The sequence below is a fragment of the Burkholderia sp. ABCPW 111 genome (genome assembly GCF_000773065.1).
Taxonomy (GTDB): Bacteria; Pseudomonadota; Gammaproteobacteria; order Burkholderiales; family Burkholderiaceae; genus Burkholderia; species Burkholderia savannae.
Genome location: NZ_JPWT01000055.1, coordinates 67,886 through 94,054, shown reverse-complemented (window position 1 = coordinate 94,054; position 26,169 = coordinate 67,886). Strand labels below are relative to the sequence as shown.

General features: G+C 68.2%; 25 protein-coding genes. 18 read left to right on the top strand and 7 right to left on the bottom strand.

Annotated features, from left to right (window positions below; all coding sequences use genetic code 11):
* Nucleotides 1–203 precede the first annotated feature (203 nt).
* The 7 genes from X946_RS08900 (at nucleotide 204) to X946_RS08870 (ending at nucleotide 8,622) form a co-directional block, all read left to right on the top strand.
* Entirely contained in the window at nucleotides 204–2,849 is a 2,646-nt protein-coding gene (locus tag X946_RS08900) for a glycoside hydrolase family 15 protein (protein WP_038745962.1), read from the top strand.
* Nucleotides 2,849–3,196 (top strand): hypothetical protein, encoded by a 348-nt coding sequence (locus X946_RS08895; protein WP_038745960.1) that lies wholly within the window; start codon nucleotides 2,849–2,851, stop codon nucleotides 3,194–3,196. The genes X946_RS08900 and X946_RS08895 overlap by 1 nt, the downstream gene beginning before the upstream one ends.
* 59 nt (nucleotides 3,197–3,255) lie before the next feature.
* Nucleotides 3,256–3,612, top strand: coding sequence for a hypothetical protein (locus X946_RS08890; RefSeq protein ID WP_038745958.1), 357 nt, complete (start codon nucleotides 3,256–3,258; stop codon nucleotides 3,610–3,612).
* A gap of 118 nt (nucleotides 3,613–3,730) precedes the next feature.
* Nucleotides 3,731–4,981 carry an ROK family protein gene (locus X946_RS08885; protein WP_038745956.1) on the top strand — a complete coding sequence of 417 codons (1,251 nt, stop codon included), beginning with the start codon at nucleotides 3,731–3,733 and terminating at the stop codon, nucleotides 4,979–4,981.
* Entirely contained in the window at nucleotides 4,968–6,521 is a 1,554-nt protein-coding gene (locus X946_RS08880; RefSeq protein WP_038745954.1) for a sugar ABC transporter ATP-binding protein, read from the top strand. Before X946_RS08885 ends, X946_RS08880 begins: the two co-directional genes overlap by 14 nt.
* 42 nt (nucleotides 6,522–6,563) lie before the next feature.
* Nucleotides 6,564–7,598, top strand: coding sequence for an ABC transporter permease subunit (locus X946_RS08875; RefSeq protein WP_038745952.1), 1,035 nt, complete (start codon nucleotides 6,564–6,566; stop codon nucleotides 7,596–7,598).
* A 76-nt stretch (nucleotides 7,599–7,674) separates the two neighbouring features.
* Entirely contained in the window at nucleotides 7,675–8,622 is a 948-nt protein-coding gene (locus tag X946_RS08870) for an ABC transporter substrate-binding protein (RefSeq protein WP_038745950.1), read from the top strand.
* Between the two features lie 347 nt (nucleotides 8,623–8,969).
* On the opposite strand, the gene X946_RS08865 is transcribed toward X946_RS08870, so the two are convergent.
* Both X946_RS08865 and X946_RS36115 read right to left on the bottom strand, forming a co-directional pair.
* On the bottom strand, nucleotides 8,970–10,349 hold the full coding sequence (locus tag X946_RS08865) for an FAD-containing oxidoreductase (RefSeq protein ID WP_038745948.1): 1,380 nt from the start codon (nucleotides 10,347–10,349) through the stop codon (nucleotides 8,970–8,972).
* A gap of 609 nt (nucleotides 10,350–10,958) precedes the next feature.
* Nucleotides 10,959–11,273, bottom strand: a complete 315-nt coding sequence (locus X946_RS36115; protein ID WP_226377338.1) for a hypothetical protein — start codon at nucleotides 11,271–11,273, stop codon at nucleotides 10,959–10,961.
* Between X946_RS36115 and X946_RS08860 the strand changes: the two genes are divergently transcribed.
* Complete coding sequence (locus X946_RS08860) at nucleotides 11,155–12,489, top strand: sensor domain-containing diguanylate cyclase (protein ID WP_231752107.1); 1,335 nt, start codon at nucleotides 11,155–11,157, stop codon at nucleotides 12,487–12,489. The genes X946_RS36115 and X946_RS08860 overlap by 119 nt on opposite strands.
* 326 nt (nucleotides 12,490–12,815) lie before the next feature.
* On the opposite strand, the gene X946_RS08855 is transcribed toward X946_RS08860, so the two are convergent.
* The 5 genes from X946_RS08855 to phnF all read right to left on the bottom strand — a co-directional run bounded on the left by X946_RS08855 (nucleotide 12,816) and on the right by phnF (nucleotide 16,985).
* Entirely contained in the window at nucleotides 12,816–13,445 is a 630-nt protein-coding gene (locus X946_RS08855) for a DapH/DapD/GlmU-related protein (RefSeq protein ID WP_038745944.1), read from the bottom strand.
* Nucleotides 13,442–14,080, bottom strand: coding sequence for a phosphonate metabolism protein/1,5-bisphosphokinase (PRPP-forming) PhnN (gene phnN, locus X946_RS08850; protein ID WP_038745942.1), 639 nt, complete (start codon nucleotides 14,078–14,080; stop codon nucleotides 13,442–13,444). The genes X946_RS08855 and phnN overlap by 4 nt, the downstream gene beginning before the upstream one ends.
* On the bottom strand, nucleotides 14,077–14,835 hold the full coding sequence (locus tag X946_RS08845) for a DUF1045 domain-containing protein (protein ID WP_038745940.1): 759 nt from the start codon (nucleotides 14,833–14,835) through the stop codon (nucleotides 14,077–14,079). The genes phnN and X946_RS08845 overlap by 4 nt, the downstream gene beginning before the upstream one ends.
* Nucleotides 14,836–14,849: 14 nt before the next feature.
* Nucleotides 14,850–16,106, bottom strand: a complete 1,257-nt coding sequence (locus tag X946_RS08840; protein WP_052145043.1) for an alpha-D-ribose 1-methylphosphonate 5-triphosphate diphosphatase — start codon at nucleotides 16,104–16,106, stop codon at nucleotides 14,850–14,852.
* 162 nt (nucleotides 16,107–16,268) lie between these two features.
* Entirely contained in the window at nucleotides 16,269–16,985 is a 717-nt protein-coding gene (gene phnF, locus X946_RS08835) for a phosphonate metabolism transcriptional regulator PhnF (protein WP_038745938.1), read from the bottom strand.
* Nucleotides 16,986–17,304: 319 nt separating this feature from the next.
* Here phnF and phnG point away from each other — a divergent pair, with 319 nt between their 5' ends.
* From phnG to phnE, 10 genes are all read left to right on the top strand, one after another.
* Nucleotides 17,305–17,793 (top strand): phosphonate C-P lyase system protein PhnG, encoded by a 489-nt coding sequence (gene phnG / locus X946_RS08830; RefSeq protein WP_052145042.1) that lies wholly within the window; start codon nucleotides 17,305–17,307, stop codon nucleotides 17,791–17,793.
* A 1-nt stretch (nucleotide 17,794) separates the two neighbouring features.
* Nucleotides 17,795–18,439, top strand: coding sequence for a phosphonate C-P lyase system protein PhnH (gene phnH, locus X946_RS08825; RefSeq protein ID WP_052145037.1), 645 nt, complete (start codon nucleotides 17,795–17,797; stop codon nucleotides 18,437–18,439).
* 1 nt (nucleotide 18,440) lies between these two features.
* A complete protein-coding gene (locus tag X946_RS08820) occupies nucleotides 18,441–19,727 on the top strand; it encodes a carbon-phosphorus lyase complex subunit PhnI (RefSeq protein WP_038745936.1) in 1,287 nt (428 codons plus the stop codon).
* A complete protein-coding gene (locus tag X946_RS08815; RefSeq protein WP_038745934.1) occupies nucleotides 19,724–20,611 on the top strand; it encodes an alpha-D-ribose 1-methylphosphonate 5-phosphate C-P-lyase PhnJ in 888 nt (295 codons plus the stop codon). The genes X946_RS08820 and X946_RS08815 overlap by 4 nt, the downstream gene beginning before the upstream one ends.
* Complete coding sequence (gene phnK, locus X946_RS08810; protein ID WP_038745932.1) at nucleotides 20,608–21,384, top strand: phosphonate C-P lyase system protein PhnK; 777 nt, start codon at nucleotides 20,608–20,610, stop codon at nucleotides 21,382–21,384. Before X946_RS08815 ends, phnK begins: the two co-directional genes overlap by 4 nt.
* Nucleotides 21,385–21,386: 2 nt before the next feature.
* Nucleotides 21,387–22,193 (top strand): phosphonate C-P lyase system protein PhnL, encoded by an 807-nt coding sequence (gene phnL, locus X946_RS08805; RefSeq protein WP_235364007.1) that lies wholly within the window; start codon nucleotides 21,387–21,389, stop codon nucleotides 22,191–22,193.
* A gap of 15 nt (nucleotides 22,194–22,208) precedes the next feature.
* Nucleotides 22,209–23,423: an alpha-D-ribose 1-methylphosphonate 5-triphosphate diphosphatase gene (locus tag X946_RS08800; protein ID WP_038745930.1), complete on the top strand. Its 1,215-nt coding sequence runs from the start codon at nucleotides 22,209–22,211 to the stop codon at nucleotides 23,421–23,423.
* A 183-nt stretch (nucleotides 23,424–23,606) separates the two neighbouring features.
* Entirely contained in the window at nucleotides 23,607–24,506 is a 900-nt protein-coding gene (locus X946_RS08795; protein WP_038746276.1) for a phosphate/phosphite/phosphonate ABC transporter substrate-binding protein, read from the top strand.
* A 47-nt stretch (nucleotides 24,507–24,553) separates the two neighbouring features.
* Nucleotides 24,554–25,354, top strand: a complete 801-nt coding sequence (gene phnC / locus X946_RS08790; protein ID WP_226377268.1) for a phosphonate ABC transporter ATP-binding protein — start codon at nucleotides 24,554–24,556, stop codon at nucleotides 25,352–25,354.
* Nucleotides 25,351–26,163, top strand: a complete 813-nt coding sequence (gene phnE, locus X946_RS08785) for a phosphonate ABC transporter, permease protein PhnE (protein WP_038745928.1) — start codon at nucleotides 25,351–25,353, stop codon at nucleotides 26,161–26,163. Before phnC ends, phnE begins: the two co-directional genes overlap by 4 nt.
* The last annotated feature ends 6 nt before the right edge of the window (nucleotides 26,164–26,169 follow it).

The following is a 26,169-nucleotide window of genomic DNA, read 5'->3' as shown; positions in this document are numbered from 1 at the left end:
GACATGCTCCGGCGCGGATCGTCGTCCGCGCGTCGCGCCACCACCAGTGTGCGCTACCGCACAGTTCAGCGGATGTAGTATCAGTACATAGTCGACTACAAGACATTGACAATATTGACTCTTTCTCCTCCGCGTGAGATACAGCGCGTGTTGTTTTGCTACAAAGAACGACACCACAAATATCCATAACGGAGACGAAAAAAATGTCGGCAAAGCACTTCGGATTCAAACAGGCAGTGCTGGTTGGCAGTCTGGCCGCGCTGACGGGCGCGGCCGCTTTACCCGCGTCCGTTTCGGCCACCGAAGCATTCGGCTCGCCCGGCGCGACGCCCGTGCGAGGCCCGTCGGCCAAATCGTTCCTCGGCACGGCGGTCAGCGGCGCATCGCGGGTCTACTTCACCGGCTATCGCGGCATCCTCTCGGAGGTCTACTACCCGGTACTCGACACGCCCGAGTCCGTCGACTTGCAGTTCCTCGTCGGCGACAGCGGCAAGACCTTCGTCGACGAAGAAAAGCTGCAGGCCTACTCGGCCGCGCAAACCGACACGCGCACGATGAGCTGGCAAGTGACGACCAGCAATAGTTCGCACAACTGGCGGATCAGCAAGATCATCTTCGCCGATCCGAACTACAACGCGATCGTGCAGCGCGTCACGTTCACCGCGCTCAACGGCCACAAGGTCGGCGACTTCAATCTCTACATGCTGTCCAAACCGTACCTCGACAACGCGGGCAGCAACAACACCGCCCAGACAGTGTCCGGCACCGGCGGCAACGCGCTCGTCGCGAATCACGACAGCCGGTACTCGGCGCTCGTGACGAGCCGTCCGTGGAAGGTCGTCAACGGCGTGGGCATGACGTCGAACGGCTTCGTCGGGCAAAGCGACGGCTGGACCGACCTGCTCGGCGGCACCGCCGACAAGACGATGGACTGGACGTTCACGTCCGCCACCAACGGCAACGTCGCGCAGATGGGCTGGATCGATCTCGGCGATCCGAGCGCGACGAGCGTGTCGTTCGACGTCGTGCTCGGCTTCGGCAGCACGCAGGACCAGGCGCTCGGCGACGCGAACACCGTGCTCGGCAGCGATCTCGCCGGCGAGCAGCAGCAGTACGACACCGCGTGGCACAACTACGCGGCGGGCCTGTCGTCGCAGAACGGCGCCGCGGACGACGCGTACTACCTCGCCGCGATGACGCTCAAGACGATGCATGACAAGAGCAACGGCGCGATGATCGCCGGCATCGGCACGCCGTGGGGCGAAACGCAGGGCGATGCGAACGCGGGCGGCTATCACCTCGTGTGGCCGCGCGATCTGTTCAAGTTCGCGAACGCGCTGACGACGGCGGGCGACACGTCCACCGCGACGAGCGTCGTCAACTATCTGTTCAACACGCTGCAACAGACGAGCGACTGCGGCACCGCCGAATACAACGCGTCCGGCTGCTCGCAGGGCTACAGCCGCGCCGGGCGCTTCCCGCAGAACGCGTGGGTGAGCGGCTGGCCGTACTGGCAAGGCACGCAGATGGACGAGCAGGCGATGCCGATCATCCTCGCGTGGCGCCTCGGCCCGAGCGTGTTCAATCCGTTGTGGTCGAAGATCAAGCTCACCGCCGATTACATCGTCAACACCGGCCCGTGGACGTATCAGGAGCGCTGGGAGGAGAACTCCGGCTACTCGCCGTCGACGATCGCGGCCGAGATCGCCGGCCTCGTCACGGCGGCCGACATCGCGACGCAGAACGGCGACACGACGAGCGCCGCGCGCTATCTCGCGGCGGCCGACTACTGGCAGGAGAACGTCGCGGCGTGGACGTACACGTCGACGGGCTCGTTCGGCAGCGGCAGCTACTACATCCGCATCAACCCGGCGGGCCGCTCGGGCACCGGCACCGATCGCGCGAGCTTCGCGCCCACCGCGGGCCCGGACGCGACGCAAACGCTGACGATCAAGAACGGCGGCGGCAGCCACGACGCGCGGCGCGTCGTCGACGGCGGCTTCTTCGAGCTTGTCCGGATGGGCGTCAAGCGCGCGACCGATCCGACCGTCGTGAACACGATCTCGGTCTACGACAGCGTGCTCGGCCAGTCGCTGAGCCTGCCGAACGCACCGGCGCTGTCGCCCAACGCGTGGTTCCGCTACAACTTCGACGGCTATGGCGAGCACAACGACGGCAGCGACTTCGACGGCACCGGCGCCGGCCGCCTGTGGCCGATCTTCACCGCCGAGCGCGGCATGTACGAGATCGCGCGCCAAGGCAGCGGCAACGCGGGCAGCGCGTACTTCTCGACGCTCAAGCAGCTGACGACGCCCGAAGGCTTCCTGCCGGAACAGGTGTGGTCGAATTCGACGACGCTGCCCGACGGCTGGGCGGTGACGACGCCCGCGGGCTACGCGCCGGGCCAGCCGACCAAGTCGATGGCGCCGCTGAACTGGGCGATGGGCGAGTACATCAGCCTGCTCGCGTCCATCCAGGCGGGCCGCATCGTCGACATTCCGTCGGTCGTCTGCGCGCGCTACAACAACTGCGTCGCGCCGCTGCAGAGCGGGCAGGTGTCGGTGTCGGTCAACGTCAACGCCGGCACGCAGCCCGGCCAGCAAATGTACGTGACGGGCAACGCCGCCGCGCTCGGCAACTGGAATACCGATCTCGGCATTCCCGTCGACCCGGCCAATTACCCCGTGTGGAGCAACACCGTCAACATGCCGGCCGCTCAGGCGATCCAGTACAAGTACTACCGCAAGAACGCCGACGGCAGCGTGACGTGGGAGAACTGGTCCGGCAATCGCCAGCTGCAGACGCCCGCGAGCGGCACGCTGACGCTGAACGATCAGGTGAACTGGTGATGTCGCGCGCAAGCTGGCTGGCGCTCGCCGCGGCGGCGCTGCTGGGCTTGGCCGCGGCGGGCTGGCGTTACGGACTGCTGTCGAATCGGAATTCGGCGGCCGCGGCCGCCGCGATGCCCGCTTCGGCGGCGGCCGCGCCCGATCGGGCGCAGCCCGCGCCGCCGCCTCCGCCCGCGCCGCCGAGCCGCCCGCTCGCGAAGGCGCTGCCGCCGCCGAAGGTCAAGCCGGGCGGAACGAGCTGGAATCCGGACCCGGCGGCGACACAGGCGCCCGTCGAAGCGCAGCGCGGCGCGCCCGACGTGCCGGGCGCACAGCCACTGCGGCCGCCGGCGTCGGCTTCGCCGTGATGGCGACGCGATCGGCCTGAACGCCGCATGACGGCGCACGGGCTGCCCGCCGATCCGGCTTGCACGCCGGATCGGCGGGCAGCCGAACGATCGCGCGCCGCAACGCACGCAACGCACGCAGCAGTCCGCACGATCGCATTCGCGCCGGCGCGCCGAGCGCCTTTCGGCGCGCGAATCGAAAGGCCGGGCTATACCGCCGCGTTCGCGGTCTCATGCACGGCTTCATTCGACGCGCTCGCTCGCTCATTCGTTTCGGATACCCAATCAAACGCAGCACCACCGGCGACACGCCATCCGCGCATGCGAGCAAGGCATCGCCGATTCGCTCGGCGGTCACGCGCGCTCGCGCGCATCGCTCGACCACGCCCGAACGCACGACTGAAGGCGAACCATCATCGCTCGCCGCCATTTCCTGACCTCCCCGCATCAACCCTCGGGATTTCCCTAGGCAGACACGCCCGACATCCCGAGGTTAAATAAATCAAGCTGATTTATTTAACCTCGGGCGAACCGTGCCAACCCGGAGGAGAAATCATGAGGAGTCCGCATATCGGCCAGGGCAGCAACTCGGCCAACGTGCGCCGCTACAACGAGCGCCTTCTGCTGAGGGCGCTCCGGCGCGCGGGCAGCGCGTCGAAGGCCGATCTCGCGCGGCTCGCCAATCTGACGGGCACCGCGGTCGGCAGCATCATCGCTTCGCTTGCCGAAGCAAAGCTCATCGAGTTCGCCGGCCGCCGCGCCGAAGGCCAGCGCGGCCAGCCCGCGTCGCTGATCCGGCTCGACCCGCGCGGCGCATTCGGGATCGGCGTGCGCCTCGACCGGATGCGCATCGAGACGGCGCTCGTCAACTTCGCCGGCGACGTGATCGGCCGCCGCTCGCACGACACGCTGCTCCCGCCGCCCGCCACGGTGCTCGAGATCGTCAAGCAGGACGTCGCCGCGATGCAGCGGCTACTTGCTCCGCACGAGCGCGAGCGGCTCGCGGGCGTCGGCGTCGCGCAGCCGTACAACCTCGGCAGTTGGCTGCGCGAGATCGACCTGCCCGCCGATGCGTTCGGCGCGTGGGCCGAAGTCGATTTCGCGCGCGAGCTCGATCGCGCGATCGCGCTGCCCGTCTTCAGCGAAAACGACGGCAACGCCGCCGCGATCGCCGAGCTGTTCTACGGCTGCGGACGGCAACGCGACGATTTCGTCTACCTGTTCCTCGGCCCCGCGATCGGCGGCGGCATCGCGATCGACGGCGACTGCCTGCGCGGCGTCACCGGCAACGCGGGCGACTTCGCGATGATGCCGGTGCCGCCGAGCCGCCTGCCTTCGGTGCCGAAGCCGCGCGGCGCATGGGACATCCTGATCACGCGCGCGTCGCTCAACGGGCTCGTCCGGCATCTGCGCTACTGCGGCGAAAAAGTCGAGAGCCGCGCGGATCTCGAAGCTTGCATCGCGCGCGGGGCGAAGGCCGTCGACGAATGGATCGACGATTGCGTCGACGCGCTCGCGCCCGCGCTGCGCGCGGCGCTCGCCGTGCTCGAATCACCCGTCGTCGTGCTCGACGCCGACATCGACGCGGGTTTGATCGGCACACTGATCGCGCGCCTGCACGCCGCGCTAGCGGCGCTCGCGCCGGAAGCGCGCGGCACACCCGCGCTGGTGCGCGGCTCGTTCGGCCCGGACGCCGGCGCGATCGGTGCCGCGACGCTACCGATGTTCTTCAACTTCTCCCCGCGCGCCGGCATCCTCCGAGGCGCCGGCGTGGAATCGCAGGAGGCCAGATATGCGGCGTTCTGAACCGTCGCGCCCGCTGCTCGAGATGCGCGGCATCAGCAAGACGTTCCCCGCCGTGCGTGCGCTTGCCGACGTGAGCCTCGCCGTGCATGCGGGCGAGATTCATTCGCTGATGGGCGAAAACGGCGCCGGCAAATCGACGCTCATCAAGATTCTGTCGGGCGCGTATCAGGCCGATCCCGGCGGCGAAATCCTGATCGACGGCGCGCGCGTCGCCGTCGACGGGCCGCTCGCCGCGCGCGATGCGGGCGTCGCCGTGATCTACCAGGAGCTGTGCCTCGCACCGAATCTGACCGTCGCGGAGAACATCTACGTCGGGCGCGAGCTGCGCCGCGGCAACCACCGCTGGGGCACGATCGATCGCGCCGCGATGGCGCGCGGCTGCCGGGACGTGCTCGAACGGCTCGGCGCGAACTTCGGGCCGGACACGCTCGTCGGCACGCTGTCGATCGCCGAGCAGCAGCTCGTCGAGATCGCGCGCGCCGTTCACACGAAGGCGCGCATTCTCGTGATGGACGAGCCGACGACGCCGCTGTCGTCGCGCGAGACCGAGAACCTGTTCCGGCTGATTCGGCAACTGCGCGCCGAAGGGCTCGCGATCATCTACATCAGCCATCGGATGGCGGAGATCTACGAGCTTTCCGACCGCGTGTCGGTGCTGCGCGACGGCGCGTACGTCGGCACGCTCGAGCGCGATTCGCTGTCGGCCGAGCGGCTCGTCGGCATGATGGTCGGCCGCGATATTTCGGGGTTCTACAAAAAAACGCATGCGCCGTACGATCCCGGCAATCTGCTGCTGTCGGTGCGCGACGTCGCGGACGGCGGCCGCGTGCGCGGCTGCAGCCTCGATCTGCACGCGGGCGAGGTGCTCGGCATCGCGGGCCTTGTCGGCGCGGGCCGCACCGAGCTCGCGCGCCTCGTGTTCGGTGCCGAGCCGCGCGTGCGCGGCGAAGTGAAGCTCGACGGCCAGCGCTTCGGCGCGCATTCGCCGCGCGACGCGATCGACGCCGGGCTCGTCTATCTGACCGAGGATCGCAAGCGCCAGGGCCTCTTCCTCGACATGAGCGTGCGCGACAACATCAACATCTCGGTCTGCGGGCGAGACGCGCGCCTCGGCGCGCTCGATCTCGCGCGCGGCGCGCAGCGCGCGCGCGACGCGATCGCCGCGCTGTCGATTCGCGTGCCGCACGCGAACGTCAACGTCGGCGCGCTGTCGGGCGGCAACCAGCAAAAAGTGCTGCTGTCGCGGTTGCTCGAGACGAAGCCGCGCGTGCTGATCCTCGACGAACCGACGCGCGGCGTCGACATCGGCGCGAAATCGGAGATCTACCGGATCATCAACGATCTCGCGCGCGCAGGCGTCGGCGTGATCGTGATCTCGAGCGAGCTGCCGGAGATCATCGGCGTGGCCGACCGCGTGCTCGTGATGCGTGAAGGCACGATTGCCGGCGAGCTCGGCGGACACACGGGCGCGCCGATCACGCAGGAGGCGATCATCGCGCTCGCCACCGGCTCACGCACCGAAACGGCGGCCGCGCATTGAGCGGCCGCCGTCGCCTTGTCCTCTCACCCTCAGGTTATCGCCATGACCCATCAGATGAAGCATAGCGAGATCGCCTCCGCGCCGGCCGGCGCGGCGCCGGACCGCGCGCCGCGGCGCGCCGCCGACCACCGCGCGCGGATGCAGGCGCTGATGCGCACGGCCGGCATGCTGCCCGTTCTCGTGCTCCTGTGCGTCGGCTTCGGCTTCATGACCGACGGCTTCTTCACGCTGCAGAACCTGTCGATCGTCACGCAGCAGGCGTCGATCAACATCGTGCTCGCCGCCGGCATGACGTTCGTGATCCTAACGGGCGGCATCGATCTGTCGGTCGGCTCGGTGCTCGCGGCCGCCGCCGTCGCGTCGCTGATCGCGTCGAACCTTCCCGGCTGGGGCTGGCTCGGGATTCCCGCCGCGCTTCTCGTGGGGCTCGCGTTCGGCATCGTCAACGGCGTGCTGATCTCGTTCCTGCGCCTGCCGCCCTTCATCGTCACGCTCGGTGCGCTGACGGCCGTGCGCGGCGTCGCGCGCCTGATGGGCAACGATACGACGATCTTCAATCCGCAACTGCCGTTCGCGTTCATCGGCAACGGCTCGATTCTCGGCGTGCCGTGGCTCATCGTGATCGCGCTCGCCGTCGTCGCGATCTCGTGGTTCATCCTGCGCCGCACGGTGCTCGGCATGCGGATCTACTCGGTCGGCGGCAATCCGGAAGCCGCGCGGCTGTCGGGCATCAACGTGCGCGGCATCGAGCTGTTCGTCTATGCGAGCTCGGGCCTGCTCGCCGGCCTGGGCGCGCTGATGTCGGCCGCACGGCTCTATGCGGCGAACGGCTTGCAGCTGGGCCAGTCGTACGAACTCGACGCGATCGCCGCGGTGATCCTCGGCGGCACGAGCTTCGTCGGCGGCGTCGGCTCGATCGTCGGCACGCTGATCGGCGCGCTGATCATCGCGGTGCTGTCGAACGGCCTCGTGCTGCTCGGCGTGTCCGACATCTGGCAATACATCATCAAGGGGCTCGTGATCATCGGCGCGGTCGCGCTCGACCGCTACCGCCAGCACGAATCGGCCCGCACCTGACGCATCGAGACGCCATGCGGCGCGCGCGCAGGTCCTCGCGCGCGCCCTCCATCACGGACCATACGGAGACAACGACATGTCGGAGATCAAACACAAGCTCGTTCAGACCGGCGCCGCGTGCGCGCTCGCGTTCGCGGCGTGCGCCGCGCACGCGGGCGACAAGCCGCTCAAGTCGATCGGCATCACCGTCGGCTCGCTCGGCAATCCGTACTTCGTCACCGTCGTGAAAGGCGCGCAGGCGCAGGCGAAGGAGCTCAATCCGAACGCGAAAGTCACCGCGGTCTCCGCCGACTACGACCTGAACAAGCAGTTCACGCAGATCGACAACTTCATCTCGGCCCACGTCGACATGATCCTGCTGAACGCCGCCGATCCGAAAGCGATCGAGCCCGCCGTGCGCCGGGCGCAGGCGGCCGGCATCGCGGTGATCGCGGTCGACGTCGCGGCGTCCGGCGCGGATGCGACCGTGCAGACGAACAACGTGAAGGCTGGCGAGCTCGCATGCGACTACCTCGCGAAGAAGCTCGACGGCAAGGGCAACGTGATCATCGAGAACGGCCCGCAAGTGTCGGCCGTCATCGATCGCGTGAACGGCTGCAAGGCGGTGCTCGCGAAGAATCCGGGCCTCAAGCTGCTGTCGAGCGACCAGGACGGCAAGGGCTCGCGCGAAGGCGGAATGAACGCAATGCAGGGCTACCTGACGCGCTTTCCGAAAGTCGACGGCGTATTCGCGATCAACGATCCGCAGGCGATCGGCAGCGACCTCGCCGCGAAGCAACTGCATCGCACCGGCATCGTGATCACGTCGGTGGACGGCGCACCCGATATCGAAACCGCGCTCCAGAGCGACACGCAGGTGCAGGCGTCGTCGAGCCAGGACCCGTTCGCGATGGCGAAGAAGGCGGTGTCGGTCGGCTATGGGGTGATGAACGGACACAAGCCCGCGAATGCGATGATCCTGCTCGAACCGACGCTCGTCACGCGCGACAACGCGAAGCGCTACAAGGGCTGGAGCTCGCATTGATTCTTCCGGGCCGAGCGAGCGGCGGCGGTGCGCGCGACAGTACGACGGATGCCTGAATGAGGCCGGCGTGCCGCCGGCGCGTGCTCGCGCGGCGCGTCGTGCCGCGCGCCGGTTCGTCCGTCGTTCGATCGCGGCAGCGGACATGCGCGCCCCGGCCGAATCCGGTTCCGACTTCCGAACGGCGGCGTTCGCACGCGCCGTGCGCGACATCTCGCTTCAGCACCCGGAAATGGCGAAGCGATCGGCGTTGAACGGCAGTCGAACGCTTGATCACTCGAGATCGCGCGATCATCCGATTACGCGATCGCGTGCGGCGCCGCGCCCGCACGCGCGTCCCCTCCCCTTCTCTACGCCAGCGGACGCAAATCCTGTAGCAGCGTCGGCACCAGCTCCGACACGGTCGGATGAATGTGCATCGCGCGGCTGATCGTCGTGTACGGCGCTTTCGCATACATCACGTCGAGCAGCGAATGCACGACTTCATCGCCCGTCACGCCGAGAATCGACGCGCCGAGAATCGCGCGGCTCTCCGCGTCGACGATCACTTTCATGAAACCGAGGCTCTCGCCTTTTTCCACCGCGCGTCCGACGCGCGTCATCGGCCGCGTGCCGACCAGCAACCGGCGCCCCGAACGCGCCGCCTCGTCCTGCGTCATTCCCACGCGGGCGAGCGGCGGATCGATGAACATCGCATAGGCAGGGATGCGATCCGACACCTTGCGCGGATCGTCGTCGAGCAGATTGGCCGCGACGATCTCGTAGTCGTTGTAAGACGTATGCGTGAATCCGCCTCGACCGTTGCAGTCGCCCAGCGCCCAGATGCCTTCCACGTTGGTGCGCAACTGCTCGTCCACGTTGACGTAGCCGTGCGCGTCGGTTTCGACGCCGGCCTTCTCCAGCCCGAGATCGTCGGTATTCGGCACGCGCCCGACGGCGAGCAGCAGATGCGAGCCCGTCGCTTCTCGCGCGCCGGCCGCGCAATCGAGCCCGATCACCACGTTGCCCGCGTCGCGCCGCACGCTCAGGCAATCGGCACCGAGCTGTACGTCGATCCCTTCGCTCTCCAGAATGTCCCGCACCGCCTGCGACACGTCCTCGTCCTCGCGCCTGATCAGCCGCGCGCCTTTCTCGACGATCGTCACGCGCGATCCGAAGCGGCGGTACATCTGACCGAACTCGAGCCCCACGTAGCTGCCGCCGACGATGATCAGATGCTCGGGCAAGAAGTCCACGTCCATCATCGTCGAGTTGGTGAAATAGGGCACCTGCTCGAGTCCGGGCATCGGCGGAATCAGCGCCCGCCCGCCGACGTTGATGAAGATCCGGCCGGCTTCCAGCAGCTCGTCGCCGACGCGCACCGAACGCGCGCTCTCGAAACGGGCATGCCCCTGATAGACCGTGCCGTTCTCGAGGCCGCGCACCCATTGTTCGACACCGTGGTTCGAGCGCCCGGAGATCCGATCCTTGCGCGCCTTCACTTTCTTCATGTCGACCGTGACCGGCCCGCCTATCGCGACGCCGTATTCGTCCGCGCGCCGCGCGAGATGCGCCGCGTATGCGCTCGCGATCAGCGTCTTCGTGGGAATGCAGCCGGTGTTCACGCAGGTGCCGCCGAAGCGCGCCCGCTCGACGACCGCCACCTTCATGCCCGCGCCGGACAACCGGGCGGCGAGCGGCGGGCCGGATTGACCGGTGCCGATGATGATTGCATCGAAGCGTCGAGTCATGGCGTTCTCCTTCGTTGCCGTTGCGTCGGATACGTGCCGTCGCGAGCGCTCCGCATGCCTTCGAGGCCGCGCTTGCAAACGGCGAATCTCATCGCTAGAAAAACCGAATGAACGTTTGAGACGTCGCGCACGTCTCTCTTCAATCTCGATCGAACGTCGCCCAATCCACGAATGATAAGACGATTTCGCTCATCCGCCGTTTTGGGGTCCTGCCCTTGACGCCGGCAGCGGGGCGGAACCCGCGCGTCGAGCCATCGCCGCGTCGGCGAGCCATATCGGCGAGCGCCGTCGGCAAGCGTCTCGGTCGGCGCGCCGGATTGTTTTGGATTCCCGTCGATCGGTCGCCCCGGGCCGGGATTCGAGCGTGCGCCGGACACGCGGCGCGCCGCGAAACTTTCAAACGAGCATGCCCGACGCGATTCATCACACCAGGCCCATCGCGAGCGACCGCGTGCGATAAGCCGGCTTTCGGCCCTGGCGGTTCGCGAAATTCGATGCGGCGAACCGACGGCGGCGATACCGGCGCGTGTCTGCACAGCCATCGCATGCCCTTGCCCTCCCGCCGCTTCAGCGCGGCTCCACCGTGAATGACGATGCACCCCGAATGGACTAAAGTAAATCAACGTCGCGGCGGACCGCGTCGTCAACATTCAATTCATTCGTACGGGGTGCCTTCCAGTTCCGCTTTTCGCACTTCGTTTCGCCGTCCACCAGATGGACGCGCCGGCTTTCGCGTTCGGGAGATCCAATGGATGGTTTTCTCATACAACGCCCGTCTCGCTTGCAGACGCTTGGGGCCGGAGCAATGGGGCTGATGACGCTGGGCGCGCTCACGGCCACCGCGCCGAGCGCGAATCTGCGGCTGCCGGCGATCGCGCCGTTCTTGCCGATGTGCGCATTGACGGTGTTCACCACTTCGATCATTGCCGCGTTCCTTCTCGGCGCGCAGTTCACCGTCATGCGTCGCCCCGTCCTCGGTGCGCTCGCCGGCGCGTACGCGTTCGCGGCGACGACGGTGGCGCTCCAGCTGCTCGCGTATCCGGGCGTCTTCTCGCCGGCCGGCCTGCTCGGCGCGCGACGTTACGGCGCGGCATGGATATGGATGTTCTGGCACGCGGGCTTCCCGCTGCTCGTCGTGATCGCGCTGCTGACGCGCTACCGGCTCGCGAACCGGCTCGACCGCACGCGCCACGTCGGCCGCTGGCTGGCGGCGTTGATCGGCGTGCCGGCCGCATCCGGCATCGCGCTCGGCGTCGTCGCGTTGTACGCCGATCTGCCCGGGCCGTTCGATCCGTCGCTCGACAACGCGTTGTTCGCCGCCAATCTCGCCGCGAGCGTCGTCTGGGCGATCAATCTCGGCTCGATCGCGGCCGCGCTGTTCATCGGCCGCATGAGAACGACGCTCGACGTCTGGCTCGTCGTCGTGCTGCTCGCTTGCTTCACCGACACCAGCCTGAATCTGTTGAGCACCACGCGCTTCAGCGTCGGGTGGTACGTCGCGCGGCTCTTCAGCATGTTCACGCCGGGCGTGCTGGTTTGCGTGCTCATATGGGAAGTGACCGTGCTGTACCGTCGGCTCTTCGACGCGCACGCATCGCTCGTGCGAACCGCGTCGCACGATGCGCTGACGATGGTGTACAACCGCAGCTATTTCAACGAGCAGTTCGAAAAAACCTTTCGCCACGCGAATCGGCACAATCTGCCGATCGCGCTCGTGATGGTCGACGTCGATCATTTCAAGCGCTACAACGACACGTTCGGTCATCTGCAAGGCGACACGTGCCTCGCCGCCGTCGCGGCCGCGCTGTCCGGCGTCGCGAACCGTCCGACCGATTTCGTCGCGCGCTACGGAGGCGAGGAGTTCGCCGTCGTGCTGCCCGGAACGGACGAACACGGCGCGCAGACGATCGCGGAGCAAGCGCGGCAGGCCGTCGAACGCCTGCGCCTCGCCGCCGATACGGAGCCCGGCTGCGTGACGGTCAGCGCGGGCTATGCGGCAAGCAGCGGCAATCCGTTCGAAACGCCGCAAGCGCTCGTCGCCGCCGCCGATGCCGCGCTTTATCGCGCGAAGACGCTCGGCCGGAACGTCGTCGCGCCCGCCCATCTCGCCGCGACGGCGGCCGAGGTCACAAATCGCTAGCGTGCGAATTTTCTCTCGCCGTCGCGCGCATCGACGTCGATCGTAGCGGCATGCGATGCGCACTGCCGGACGGCGCCGCGATGCGCGCGGGTCGCACCGCATATTGCCTCCCGCGCATCGAGGCGACCGATGATCGCGAGCAATCGGCGCCCCCCGCCGACCGGGCCGGATCACTCCGTCGCAGCTCGACGCCCATTCATCGGGGGATTGAACGGGCGTCGCGGCGCGCCCTGCCGGGGCTCTCGCGCCGTTGCCGGTCGCGCCGTCGGAACCGGCCTCGTCGAATCGTTCGGCGAATGCGCGCCGATCGTCGCAGAACGCGCCGCTCAACCCCACGCAGCGCAGAACGCGTCGACGTCGCCGTGCTGAAAATCCGCCAGCCGCTCGCGTATCACCTCGTCCGGCCAGTTCCACCACGCGATGGCTTGCAGCCTGCGCGCGACGTCGCGCGCGAAACGATCGCGGATCTTCCGCGCCGGAACGCCGCCGACGACGGCGTACGGCACGACGTCGCGGCTCACCACCGCGCCCGCGGCCAGCACCGCGCCGTCGCCCACCGTCACGCCCGGCAGCACGATCACGCCATGGCCGATCCACACGTCGTTGCCGATCAGGACGCGATCGGTGCGCCGCTCGCCGAAGAATGCGGCGTCGCGCGCGGTGTCGTCGAAGTAATACTCAGGGCAATAGGTGAAGCGATGTTGGGACGCGCGTTCCATCGGATGATTCGGCGCGCCGATGCGCACGTTCGCCGCAATCGCGCAGAAGCGGCCGATCTCGGCGTCGGCGATCATGCATCGTTCGCCGATGTACGAATAGTCGCCGAGCGCCGCATATTCGACGACGCTGTCGTGCAGGATTTCGCAACGCCGCCCGATGCACGCGTCGCGCACCCGCGCACTCGGGCTGACGACGGTTTCCGCGATCTTCGGCGGCGGGCGAAGTGAATCGTTCATACGCGAACGGGTAAAAGCGTCGAGCCGGCCGTCCGGGCCGCATTTCGCGGGGCCGTGTCGGGCGCATGGCCCGCGCGTGCGAGCGCGAATAGCGCCGACGCCGCGGCATCGATCGTCGTGTCGTTTGGAATCCGGATCATCGTGCAGCCGTCAGGCACCGCGAATGCCTGCTGGGCGCGCTCGATGCGCGCGGCGATCCGCGCCGCGTCCTCCCGGCCGCGCCGCAACAGGCGCGCGGCGAGGATATCCGTCGACACGACGAGCTCGACCGCGATCAGTTGCGCATAGCGCGCGCTCGCGTGCGGCAGATAGGCTCTCGAGCCGTTGACGATCACGGCGTCGCCCGATGCGATCCATGCGTCGATCTCGATTCCGACGCCATACGACAGGCCGTGGCCGCGCCAGTGCATCGCGAAGCGGCCGTCCTCGGCGCGGCGCGCGAATTCCGCGTCGGACAGCGCGATCGACGCCTCGGTCGCACCGCTGTCGCGCGTGATGTAGCGGCGCGCGATGCGGACCCGGTCGCGCGCCGTCAGCCGCGCGGCGATCCACGCGAGCACGCTGTCCTTGCCGCTGCCCGACGCGCCCGTCAGATAGACGAGCGCGCCCGGTCGCGACACTTGCGTCGCATTCATCGATGATCCTTCAGAGCCGCCGCGCCCGCGCCGTCGCGCGTCGAACCGTCGAAGCCGTAATGGCGCGCGACGACGAACGGCCGGTCGGGCGCGGGCTGCACGAAAATCGACACGTCGCGCACGTTCATCGATACGGCATCGAGCGCGGCGGCGCACCCGTGACGCGCGGCGAGCCGCGCGAACGCGTTCGTCGCGGCGTCCGCCGACGCCGTATCCAGTTGATTCGTCAGTGTGATGTGGAACGCGAACGTGTCGAACACGTACGGATATCCCCAGCGAACGAGGTGCGCTTCCTCGCGCGGCGTGAGGCCCGCGGCGCGCCGGCGCTCGACATCCGTCGCGGGCTGCGGCGCGCGAAAGCCGTCGAGTTCGCGCACGCACGCGTCCGCGAGCGCCTGCAGCGGCCCGCGCTCGACGGACTCATCGGCGGGGCGCCATGCGAGAAAGCCGCGCAACGGCCGCCATTCCAACGAAAGCGCGAAGGGCCGCATGCGCGCGGCGAGCGCGCGCACAGCCACGTCGAGCTCGGCTGCCGAGCGGCCGGCGGCGAGCCGGAACGGCGGCTTGAGCGTCGCGTGCAAACCATAGGTGCGCGGACCGCTCGTCCACGCATCGACACGTGCGTCGTCGAGCTCCGCGCTCCGTTCGATTCGTTCGCCGGTCAACGCATCGCGGCCGAGCCAGCGGCTGCCGAGCGCGTTCCACGGCTCGGCCGGCGTCAGATAAACGGCATAGCGGGCATCGTTCACGGGCATTCTTCGCCTCGCCGTCACGCCGCGTCGAGCTGCACGGCGTCGCGCGCCGGGCGCATCGCCCACTGGCCGGTCGAGTACGCGACGCGCCCGCCGACGATCGTCGCGCACACGCGCGGCAGGCCGGGCACGCTGTCGTCGACGAGAATCGCGTCGGCGCGCAGATGTCTGTCGAGTTCGCCGCGATCGTCGAGGCCGGCCGCGCGCGCCGGATTCGACGAGATCAGACGCCACGCGTGCGCGAGCGGCAGCGCCCCGCGCGCCGCGAGCTCGAACGCGGCCGCGATCGGCGCGGGATAGTAGTAGTCCGAAGCCAGCACGTCGCACAGCCCGGCCTTCACCATCTCCGAGGCGCTCGGCGCATTCATGTGGCTGCCGCCGCGCACCACGTTCGGCGCGCCGAACACCACCGCGTCGCCGAGCTCGCGCGCGGTCATCGCGGTCTCCACCGTCAACGGGAATTCGCCGATGCTGCACCCCATCGCATGATGACGGCGGCGCACCTCCGGATTCGGATCGTCATGCGAAGCCACGCGCAATCCCGCGTCGAGCGCGGCCCGAACGAGCCGCGCCGCCGACGCGGGCACGGCATCCGCCGCCGCTTGTGCGGCGCGAACGCGCTCGCAGAATGCGTCGACGTCGCACTGCGCGCGGTCCGCATAGTGCTGGAGCTTGCGCGCATTGCCCAAGCGCTTGACCATCTCGGGCAAGTGATCGTTGAGCGCGACGAACTGCACGCGGCCGGCGCGAATCCATTCGCAGGCGAGCGCAACGTCGGCGACGTTGTGCGCTTCGAAGCGCAGGTGCACGTAGTGATGCGCGCCGAGCACGCCGCGGTGGCGCGCCAGCGCGTCGAACATGCGCTCCGCGTACGCCGCGCCGCGCAATCCGCCCTCCCACGACAGCGTCACGCCATGGAACTCGGTCGTGATGCCGTTGGCGAGCAGTTGCCTGTCGGTATCGTAGAGTGCGTGGCGATAATCGAAGCTGACGTTCGGCCGCGGCATGACGACCCGCTCGAACGCGTCGCCGTGCAGATCGACGATGCCCGGCAGCACCAGAAGATTGCCGGCGTCCAGGAAATCGGCAGCGGACGGCGGCGCATCGTCGCGGCTCGCCGCATGCACGTCGGCGATGCGTTCGCCCGCGAAGGCGATGCGCGCCGCCTCGATGCCGGAGCGCGTCAGCACCCGGCGGCCGACGATGCCTGCCAGCCGGGATGCCGTGCGGTCGGCGCCGCGCGCGATTGCAGTGGTCAACGAATCGTCCTTCATCTGCGGCACCTCGCTGAGCAAATGACTCATGCGGGGCAGTTTAGCGGGCGACGATGACACCACGATGTCTAGATAGGCCAGTCTAGACAACCTATCGAATCACCGAACTCGATACCCATCCGCCACGCACGAGCACGCCATATCCGTTCGCGCGCTCGCCGCTCATTCCTCGCCGATCAGCAGCTCCACGCCGTCGCCGACGAAGCTTCCCAGCGTGTACTGCAGCGGCGCGCCCTTCAGGTCCGTATTCAGCGCCTCGACTTGCAGAATCGGCCGCAGCCGCGACTGCTCCAGCAGCCGCGCGACGTCCGGCTCCGGCAGATGCGCCGTGACCTTCGACCATTGCCGGACGTAGTCGTCAATCCCGTAGCGCGCGTACGCCGCGGAGATCGAATGCGTCTCGCGCAGGATATCCGCGAAATCCGGGAAGCGCTTCTGTTCGAAGTAGTTGTCGGAAAGGCTGATCGTCGTTTTCTCGGCCTTGCCGAGCACGCGAATGTGCAAAAGCTTCGCCGTGCGGGGCAGCTTCAGATGGCGCGCGATGTCCGCGTCCTTGATCACGTCGGACTGGACGAGCGTCACGTACCCCAGCACGCCCTGCCGGCGCAGCGTTTCGGTGAAGCGCGTGCGTTTGCCGATCGGATACTGAAGCATGCTCGACTCGACGAAAGTGCCGCGGCCGCGCTCCACGCGCACGAGCCCGTGCTGCTGGAGTTCCGCGATCGCGCGCATGATCGTGTGGCGGTTCACGTCGTAACGCGCGGCCAGATCCGACACGGACGGCAGTAACGTGCCCGGCATGTAGCGATTGGTCCGGATTTCCTCTGCCAGCGATTCACCTATCTGTCGCCATACTGCGATACCTGAACGGCGTTCCATGAGCACTCTTGAGTCGGAAGTTCTTCGGGACGATATCGGATCGGACGATTCTATGCAATTCCACGCGAGCAAGCCTCGCCTCCCCGACACGGCGAACATTTTCGATCACATCGGCGGCCGTCACGAAACCTTCACCGCACTTTGCTGCAATGGTCGCCAATCAACTTGTCTAAACCAGTTGGTATAGACATTTTCTACGATTTCGGCCGGGTGTCGCATGCCGATGCGCGGCGATCCGCCGGCGAGCCGTCACGGCGGCGGCCGCGCGCTGCGGGCAAACATGGGAACACCTCGACGCACCATGGAGAATCCGAAAGCAATGCGAAACGCTCCCGACATTCGCCCCGCCCCGAAACCCGACGAGCAGCTGCGCGCCGACTGGCTGCGCGTGCTCGCGCTCGCCGAATCGGACGAGCTGGATCGCGCGATGCGCGCGCTCGCGGACAGCGCCGAGCTGCCGGCCTATCGCTGGGTTCGGTCGCCGGAAATCGGCATGACGATGGTTCAGGGGCGCGCCGGCGGCACCGGCGCGCGCTTCAATCTCGGCGAAATGACGGTCACGCGGTGCGCGCTGTCTCTCCCGGAGGGCGTGGTCGGCATCGCCTACGTGCAAGGGCGCAGCGCGCGGCACGCCGAGCAGGCGGCGCTCGTCGACGCGCTGATGCAGTCGCCGGCGTGGCATGCGCGCGTCCGGGAAAGCGTGGTCGCGCCGCTCGCCGCATCGCGCGCCGCGCGGCGCGCCCGGCATGCGGCGGACGTGAGCCGCACGCGCGTCGATTTCTTCACGCTGTCGCGCGGAGACGAATGACATGACGCTCGATACCGACACCGCCGCCGTCGCCGCCGTGATGCCGCGCCCCGCATCGCCGGGCCTGCTGCCCGCATTCGCCGATCCGGTGCGCGGCGCGCAATCGACGTTCCGCGCCGCGCTCGCCGCGCTCGCCCATCCGGGGCGCATCCGTTCACTCGGCGCCGAGCACGCATGCGGCGTCCCCGAAGGGCTCTCGCCCGCGATGACGGCGCTGTTGCTCACGCTCGCCGACGCGGACGCGCCGCTGTGGCTGCCCGCCGAGGCCGACGACGAGATTCGCCGCTTCCTGCGCTTTCACAACGCATGCACGTTTGCAAAGGCGCCCGCGCACGCGACGTTCGCCGCGGTGCCGGCCGCATGCGCGATGCCGAAGCTCGCGGATTGCGCGCAAGGCGACCCGGCCTACCCGGACCGCTCGACGACGCTGTTGATCGAAGTGACCGCGCTCGGCGAAGGCGACGCGGTGACGCTGCGCGGCCCCGGCATCCTCGACGAGCAGGCGCTGGCCGTCGCGGGGCTGCCCGACGGCTTCTGGGCGCAATGGCGCGTCAACCACGAGCGGTTTCCGCTCGGCGTCGACGTCTTCCTCGTCTGCGGCAACGCGCTTTGCGGCCTGCCGCGCACCATCGTCGTGGAGAACTGACATGTACGTAGCGGTCAAGGGCGGCGAAAAAGCCATCTTGCAGTCGTACCGGATGCTCGAAGAATACCGGCGCGGCGATCCGTCGATTCCGGAGCTGACGATCGGGCAGATCGTCGCGCAGATGCCGCTCGCGGTGTCGCGCGTGATGGCGGAAGGGTCGCTCTACGATCGCCGTCTCGCCGCGCTCGCGATCAAGCAGGCGGCGGGCGATCTGATCGAGGCGATCTTCCTGCTGCGCGCGTACCGGACCACGCTGCCGCGCTTCGCGTACGCGGAGCCCATCGACACGGGCCGCATGGCGGTTTCGCGTCGGATCTCGTCGACGTTCAAGGACGTGCCGGGCGGCCAACTGCTCGGGCCGACCTACGACTACACGCAGCGGCTTCTGGACTTCTCGCTCGAAGCCGCGCGCGATCCGGCCGCCACGCATCCCGGCTGCATCGCTTCGGATGGCGAAGCATGCGCGGAGCGCGCGTCGATGCCCGCGCAGATGTGCGGAAACATGCCCGGCATCGCGGCGCTGCTCGAACGCGACGGCCTGATCGAACGCGACGCGCCCGCGCCGGGCGACCCCGCTCCCGTCGATCTGACGCGCGAGGCGATGCAGCTCCCGGCCGATCGCGCGGCCCGCCTGCAGAACCTCGCGCGCGCCGACGAAGGCTTCCTGCTGTCGATGGGCTATTCGACCCAGCGCGGCTACGGCAATACGCACCCGTTCGTCGCGGAGATCCGCTTCGGCAGCGTCGAAGTCGAAATAGAGCTGCCGGAGCTCGGCTTCACGATCACCGTCGGCGAGATCGACATCACCGAGTGCCAGATGGTGAACGACTTCGGCGGCAACGCTGCGCACGCGCCATGCTTCACGCGCGGATACGGGCTCGCGTTCGGCTACAGCGAGCGCAAGGCGATGGCGATGGCGCTCGTCGATCGCGCGATGCGCGCCGTCGAGCTCGGCGAAAGCGCGGAGTCGCCCGCTAACGACGAGGAATTCGTTCTTTACCACAGCGACAACGTCGAAGCGTCGGGCTTCGTGCAGCATCTGAAGCTGCCGCATCACGTCGACTTCCAGGCGCAGCTCGAATTGCTGCGGCGGCTGAACGCGCAACGCGCGCACGAAGACGCCGCGGCCGCGGCCGCGGGCGGCTCGGCCGAGTGCGCGCCGCGCGCCGACGAGATACGCGAAGTGCGCGACGTGAGCGACGTGAGCAAAACACGCGAGGCGCAAGACGCGAACGCAAGCGCGAACGCCGACGCCGATGCGATGACGCCTCACGGAGTATCGGCATGACGACAGACACGCAAGTCGAACGCGATCCGCACTACAACTTCGGCTACCTCGACGAAGCGACGAAGCGCATGCTGCGCCGCGCGCTGCTGAAGGCGGTCGCGATCCCCGGCTATCAGGTGCCGTTCGGCAGCCGGGAGATGCCGTTGCCCTACGGCTGGGGCACGGGCGGCATTCAGGTGAGCGCATCGATCATCGGCGAAGACGACGTGCTCAAGGTGATCGACCAGGGCTCCGACGACACGACCAACGCGGTCAACATCCGCCGCTTCTTCGGCCGGGTCGCCGGCGTCGCGACGACCGAGCGCACGCGCGACGCCACCATCGTCCAGACGCGCCACCGCGTGCCGGAAACGCCGCTCGCCGAAGGCCAGATCCTCGTGTTCCAGGTGCCGATTCCGGAGCCGCTGCGCTGGCTCGAATCGAGCGAGAAGGAAACCCGGACGATGCACGCGCTCGCCGAATACGGCGCGATGCACGTTCAGCTCTACGAGGACATCGCGCGATACGGCCACATCGCGACGACATACGACTACCCGGTGGTCGTCAACGGACGCTACATGATGCGTCCGTCGCCGATCCCGAAGTTCGACAACCCGAAACTCGACCGCAATCCGGCGCTGATGCTGTTCGGCGCCGGGCGCGAGAAGCGCGTGTACGCGGTGCCGCCGTACACGCCGGTCAAGAGCCTCGACTTCGATGACCATCCGTTCACGGTCGAGAAATGGGAACAGCGCTGCGCGATCTGCGGCTCGGACAAGAGCTACCTCGACGAGATCATCGTCGACGATCAGGGCACGCGCGAGTTCGTTTGTTCGGACAGCGAATATTGCGCGGAGCGAACCGCGTCGCAGCAAGCGAAGCAAGCCAAGGAGGACGCCGCATGAACGCCCGCCCGTTGTTGTCCGTGCGCGGCCTGACCAAGACCTGGGACGGCGTTCACGGCTTTCGCGACGTGAGCTTCGAGCTCCATCCGGGCGAAGTGCTCTGCATCGTCGGCGAATCCGGCTCGGGCAAGACCACGCTGCTCGACGCGCTGTCCGCGCAAATCGCGCCGCAGTCCGGCTCCGTTCACTACGATCTGCCGGGCCAGGGGCTCGTCGATCTCGCGGCGCTCGCCGGCGCGCGCATGCGGCTGCTCGCGCGCACCGACTGGGGCTTCGTCCGGCAGCACGCGCGGGACGGCCTGCGCATGCAGGTCAGCGCGGGCGGCAACATCGCGGAGCGCCTGATGTCGATCGGGCAGCGCCATTACGGCGAGCTGCGCGCGACGGCCACGCAATGGCTCGACAAGATGGAGATCGACGTCGGCCGCCTCGACGACGCGCCGACGACCTTCTCGGGCGGCATGCAACAGCGGCTGCAGATCGCGCGCAATCTGGTCACGCGCCCGCGCCTCGTTTTCATGGACGAGCCGACGGCGTCGCTCGACGTCTCCGTGCAGGCCCGCCTGCTCGATCTGCTGCGCCAGCTCGTCAACGAAATGGGGCTCGCCGCGATCGTCGTCACGCACGATCTGGCGGTCGCGCGGCTGCTCGCGCACCGCACGCTCGTGATGCAGGGCGGCGAGGTGGTCGAGAGCGGGCTCACCGATCAGGTGCTCGACGATCCGCAACACCCGTACACGCAATTGCTCGTCTCCTCGATGCTGCAAAACTGACCATGACAGACACCACCACGATGATCAGCGTGCGCGGGCTCGGCAAGACGTTCACGCTGCACAACCAGGGCGGCGTGCGCCTGCCCGTGCTCGATTCCGTCGATCTCGACGCGGCCGCGGGCGACTGCCTGATCCTGTCCGGGCCCTCGGGGGCCGGCAAGAGCACGCTGCTGCGCTGCCTGTACGGCAACTATCTGCCGACCGAAGGCAGCATCCGCATCCGCATGCCCGCGAGCGCGACGGCCCCGGCGAACGCGCCGTGGCTCGAGCTCGTCGGCGCGTCGGAGCAGGCGGTACTGCACGCGCGGCAAATCGCGATCGGCTACGTCAGCCAGTTCCTGCGCGCGATTCCGCGCATCGGCGCGCTGCACGTCGTCGCCGAGCCGCTGCTTCAGCGCGGCGCGAGCCGCCCGGAGGCCGAGGCGCGCGCCGCAGCGCTGCTCGAGCGGTTGCGGCTACCCGGCCGACTGTGGCATCTGCCGCCCGCGACGTTCTCAGGCGGCGAGCAGCAACGCGTGAACATCGCGCGAGGCTTCATCGGCGAGCAGCCGATCCTGCTGCTCGACGAACCGACCGCATCGCTCGACGTCGAGAACGCCGCGATCGTGATCGAGCTGATGCGCGACGCGTGCGCGGCCGGCCGCTGCCTGATCGGCATCTTTCACGATCGCGCGGTGCGCGAAGCAGTCGGCACGCGAACGCTCGCCATGAACGCGCCGGACACCGCAACGCAACCGCATTCGCCCGGCGCGCGAGCCCCGTCGCAGCCGCCGCAACGCAACGCGGCCGACGCCGCGCAACCTGGCTGATCACCGGAGCCGATCATGACGAACAGGACTTATCTGACGGGCGCGCGCGTCGTGCTGCCCGACGCGGTGCTCGACGACAGCGCGATCCTCGTCGAGCATGGCCGCATTGTCGCGATCGAGCCGGACGGCGCAAGCGGCGCCGCGCACGCGGACCTAACGGGGCACACGCTGATCCCGGGGCTCGTCGATCTGCACTGCGACGCAATCGAAAAGGAAGCCGAGCCGCGTGCGCGCGTGCTGTTCCCGCTCGACTTCGCGGCCTCGCAAATCGATCGCCGCAACGCGGCGGCGGGCATCACCACGCCTTTTCACGCGATCTCGTTCGCGAGCGCCGACGCCGGCGTGCGGGACAACGACACCGCGCAGGCGCTGGTGCACGCGGTCGCCGCGTTCCGACGCAGCGGGCTCGTCGACAACCGCATTCATTGCCGCTACGAAGTGACCGACGCGGCCGCCGCGCCGTTGCTGCATCGGCTGCTCGACGAAGGCGTCGTGGACCTGCTGTCGGTGATGGACCACTCTCCGGGCCAGGGCCAGTTCCGCACGCTCGATGCGTACATCGATTATCTGACGGGCAATCACCGGATCGAGCGCGGCGCGGCGCATGCGATCGCGGCCGAGAAGCTCGCGTCGCAGGCAGGCGCGAACGAACGGATGTCGGCGTTGCTCGCGCACGCGCAGCGCACCGGCGTGCCGACGGCGAGCCACGACGACGATTCGGCCGCGCGCGTCGCCGCGATGAAGCGCCTGGGCGTGCGGATGACCGAATTCCCGACCAACGAAGCAACCGCCCGCGCGGCCGCCGAGCTCGGGCTGCCGGCGCTCTTCGGCGCGCCGAACGTGCTGCGGGGCAAGAGCCAGAGCGGCTCGATGCGCGCGATCGACGCGATCCGCGCGTGCAAATCCGTCTGTCTGTGTTCGGACTATCAGCCGTCGGCGCTCGTCGTGGCCGCGTTCATCGCCGCCGATCAAGCGCAGCTCGACCTGCCGTCGGCGATCGCGCTCGTCACGCGCAATCCCGCAGACGCCTGCGGCCTCGCCGATCGCGGCCGCATCGCGCTCGGCGCGCGGGCGGATCTCGTGTCGGTGTCGTTCGAAGAGCGCTGGCCGGTGGTGACGAACACCTGGAGCGCAGGCCGCCATGTATTTTCCACGCGGTATCCGCAGCGCGCCGCCGCAGGCGGATTGACGAGCGCGCTGCGGTCCGGCGAAGCGACTACGGCGCAGTAACGCGGCCGTCGGTCGGTTTGTCGGTTTGTCGGTTTGTCGGTTTGTCGGTTTGTCGGTTCGTCGGTTCGTCGGTTCGTCGGTTCGTCGGTTCGTCATCCTGAACGGCAAACCAATCCGGATCGATAGTCACCCTAACTTTCATCGATTGCTCGCCCCTGATCACCGCATCCTTTGGAGCGCAAATTGAAACTCTCGACAATCCTCGCGGCGGCCGCCGCATCGCTCTGCGTCTCGGTCGGCGCGACACATGCCGAACCCGTGTGCCCGAGCGGCGGCACGATCCGCTTCGGCGTCGTTCCCTACGAAGCCACCGCGCTGCTGCAGCCCGCGTACAAGGAGATCGCGGACCTGATCGCCAGGAAAACCGGTTGCCCGGTGCAGTTGTCGATCGCGACGAACTACAACGCCGAGATCGAGGCGATGCGCGCGGGCAAGCTCGACATCGCCGAATTCGGTCCGCTCGGCTACGTGCTCGCCAACAAGATCGCGCGCGCCGAAGCGGTTGCGACGTTCGCCGGCAAGGACGGCCGGGCCGCGACCTACACCGCGTCGATCGTCACGTGGCCCGGCTCCGGCATCAAGACGCTCGCGGACGTCAAGGGGCAATCGTTCGCGTATTCGGACCCGGCGTCCACGTCCGGGCACCTGTTCCCGGCATTCGGCCTGAAGAAAGCCGGCATCGATCCGCACGCCGACGTGCGCGCGCTCTACGCCGGCAGTCACACCGCGTCGTACGAGGCGCTGCGCAATCGCAAGGTGAAGGCAGGCGAGCTGAACAGCTCGCAAATCGCGAGCGCGAAGCTCAGCAATCAGTACGACCCGGCAGCGTTCGTGACACTGTGGCAGTCCGAACCGATTCCGATCGATCCGATCGCGATCCGCGGCGATCTGCCGGCGAACGTCAAGGCCAGACTGACCGAGGTACTGAGCAATCTGGATTTCCACGAGCTGTCGCCGGGCACGCAGAAGTTCATCGCCGCGGCGCTGGGGCCGGCGCTGCGTACCGCGCCGCAGACGGACGCTGCGTATGACGTGATTCGCAGCCTCGTTTCGATGCTGAACATCGACTTGAGCAAGCTATGAACCTGCCTGTCGGAACGCCCTCCATCGATGCGCTCGGACACGCGCCCATGTCGTTCGCTCCCATTTCCGCGATGCCGCCGCGCGCCGTGTCCGGCGCAGAGACGAAGCTCGCGGTGCGCGGCTTGTCGATGCGCTATCCGAACGGGCATCTCGCGCTGCGCGAGCTGGATCTATCCGTCCGCGCGGGCGAGTTCGCCGTGATCCTCGGCAGCAACGGCTGCGGCAAGTCGACGTTCCTGAAATGCGTCGCGGGCCTCAACCGGCCGACGAGCGGCACGATCGAAATCGCCGGCCGCAATCTCGCCGGCCTGTCCGGCGAGACGCTGCGCGTGGCGAGACTGCCGATCGCGCTGATCTCGCAGCATGCGAACCTCGTGAAGCGCCGCAGCGTGCTCGCCAACGTGTGCACCGGCGCGCTCGGCCGCTACCGCACGTGGGAAACCGCGTTCGGCCGTGTACCGCGCGCCGAGGTCGAGCCGTCGCGCGCTTTCCTCGACGAAGTCGGCCTGCTGCATCTCGCCCGGCAGCGCGCGAGCACGCTGTCGGGCGGTCAGGCGCAGCGCGTCGCCGTGGCCCGCGCGCTCGCGCAGCGGCCGCAGGTGCTGCTCGCCGACGAGCCGCTCGCGAGCCTCGACCCCGAGGCGGCCGAGGAAGTCATGCGGCTGCTGCGCCGGCTCACGTCCGAAGACGGCATCGCTATCGTCTGCGTGCTGCATCAGCCGGCGCTCGCGCAACGCTATGCGGACCGATTGATCGGCCTGCGCCAGGGCGAGGTCGTGTTCGACGATGCCGCCGCGTCCGTCGATCCCGCGAGGGTGGCCCGCCTCTACGCATCGGAGCCGCAATGAGCCATACGATGAACCACAGCGTGCGCTGCGCGCCGCGGCCGGGCGCGCGCGAGGCGCGGCCCGCCGCCCTGTTCGTCGCGGCGCTGCTCGGCGTCGCGCTGTTCGCGCAGGCCTGTTATGTCGTCGAGGCGCGCCCCCAGGATCTCGTCACCGGCGTGCACGGCATGCTCGACATCCTGTCGCGATCGATGCCGCCCGACTTCGGCAAGCTCGAATCGAGCCTGTGGGCGGTGATCGAGACGGTGGACGTCGCGATGTTCGGCACCGTCTGCGGCGTCGTCTTCGCGTTTCCGCTCGCGATTCTCGCCGCCGCCAACGTCACGCCGGCGCGGCCGCTGTACCTTGCCGCGCGCTCGCTGATCGGCGTCACGCGGGTCGTGCCGGATCTCGTGTGGGCGTTGCTGTTCGTGACGGCGGTCGGCCTCGGCCCGTTCCCGGGCGCGCTCGCGCTGGCCGTGCATTCGGTCGGCATGCTCGGGCGGCTTTTCTCGGAAGTCATCGAGGACATGGACATGGGCCCTGTCGAAGCGCTGACGCTCACGGGCGCGAGCCGCCTGCAGGTCTTCACGCATGCCGTCGTGCCGGGCGTGCTGCCGTCGCTGCTCGGCATCGCGCTGTACCGCTTCGACGAGAACCTGCGTTCGTCGCTCGTGCTCGGCTTCGTCGGCGCGGGCGGCATCGGCTTTCATCTGCTGACCGCGATGAATCTGTTCCAGTATCAGACCGTGTCGCTGCTGCTGATCATCACGTTCTTTCTCGTGACGGGAGCCGAACACCTGTCGGCTTATCTGCGCGGCAAGGTGACTTGACGGGAT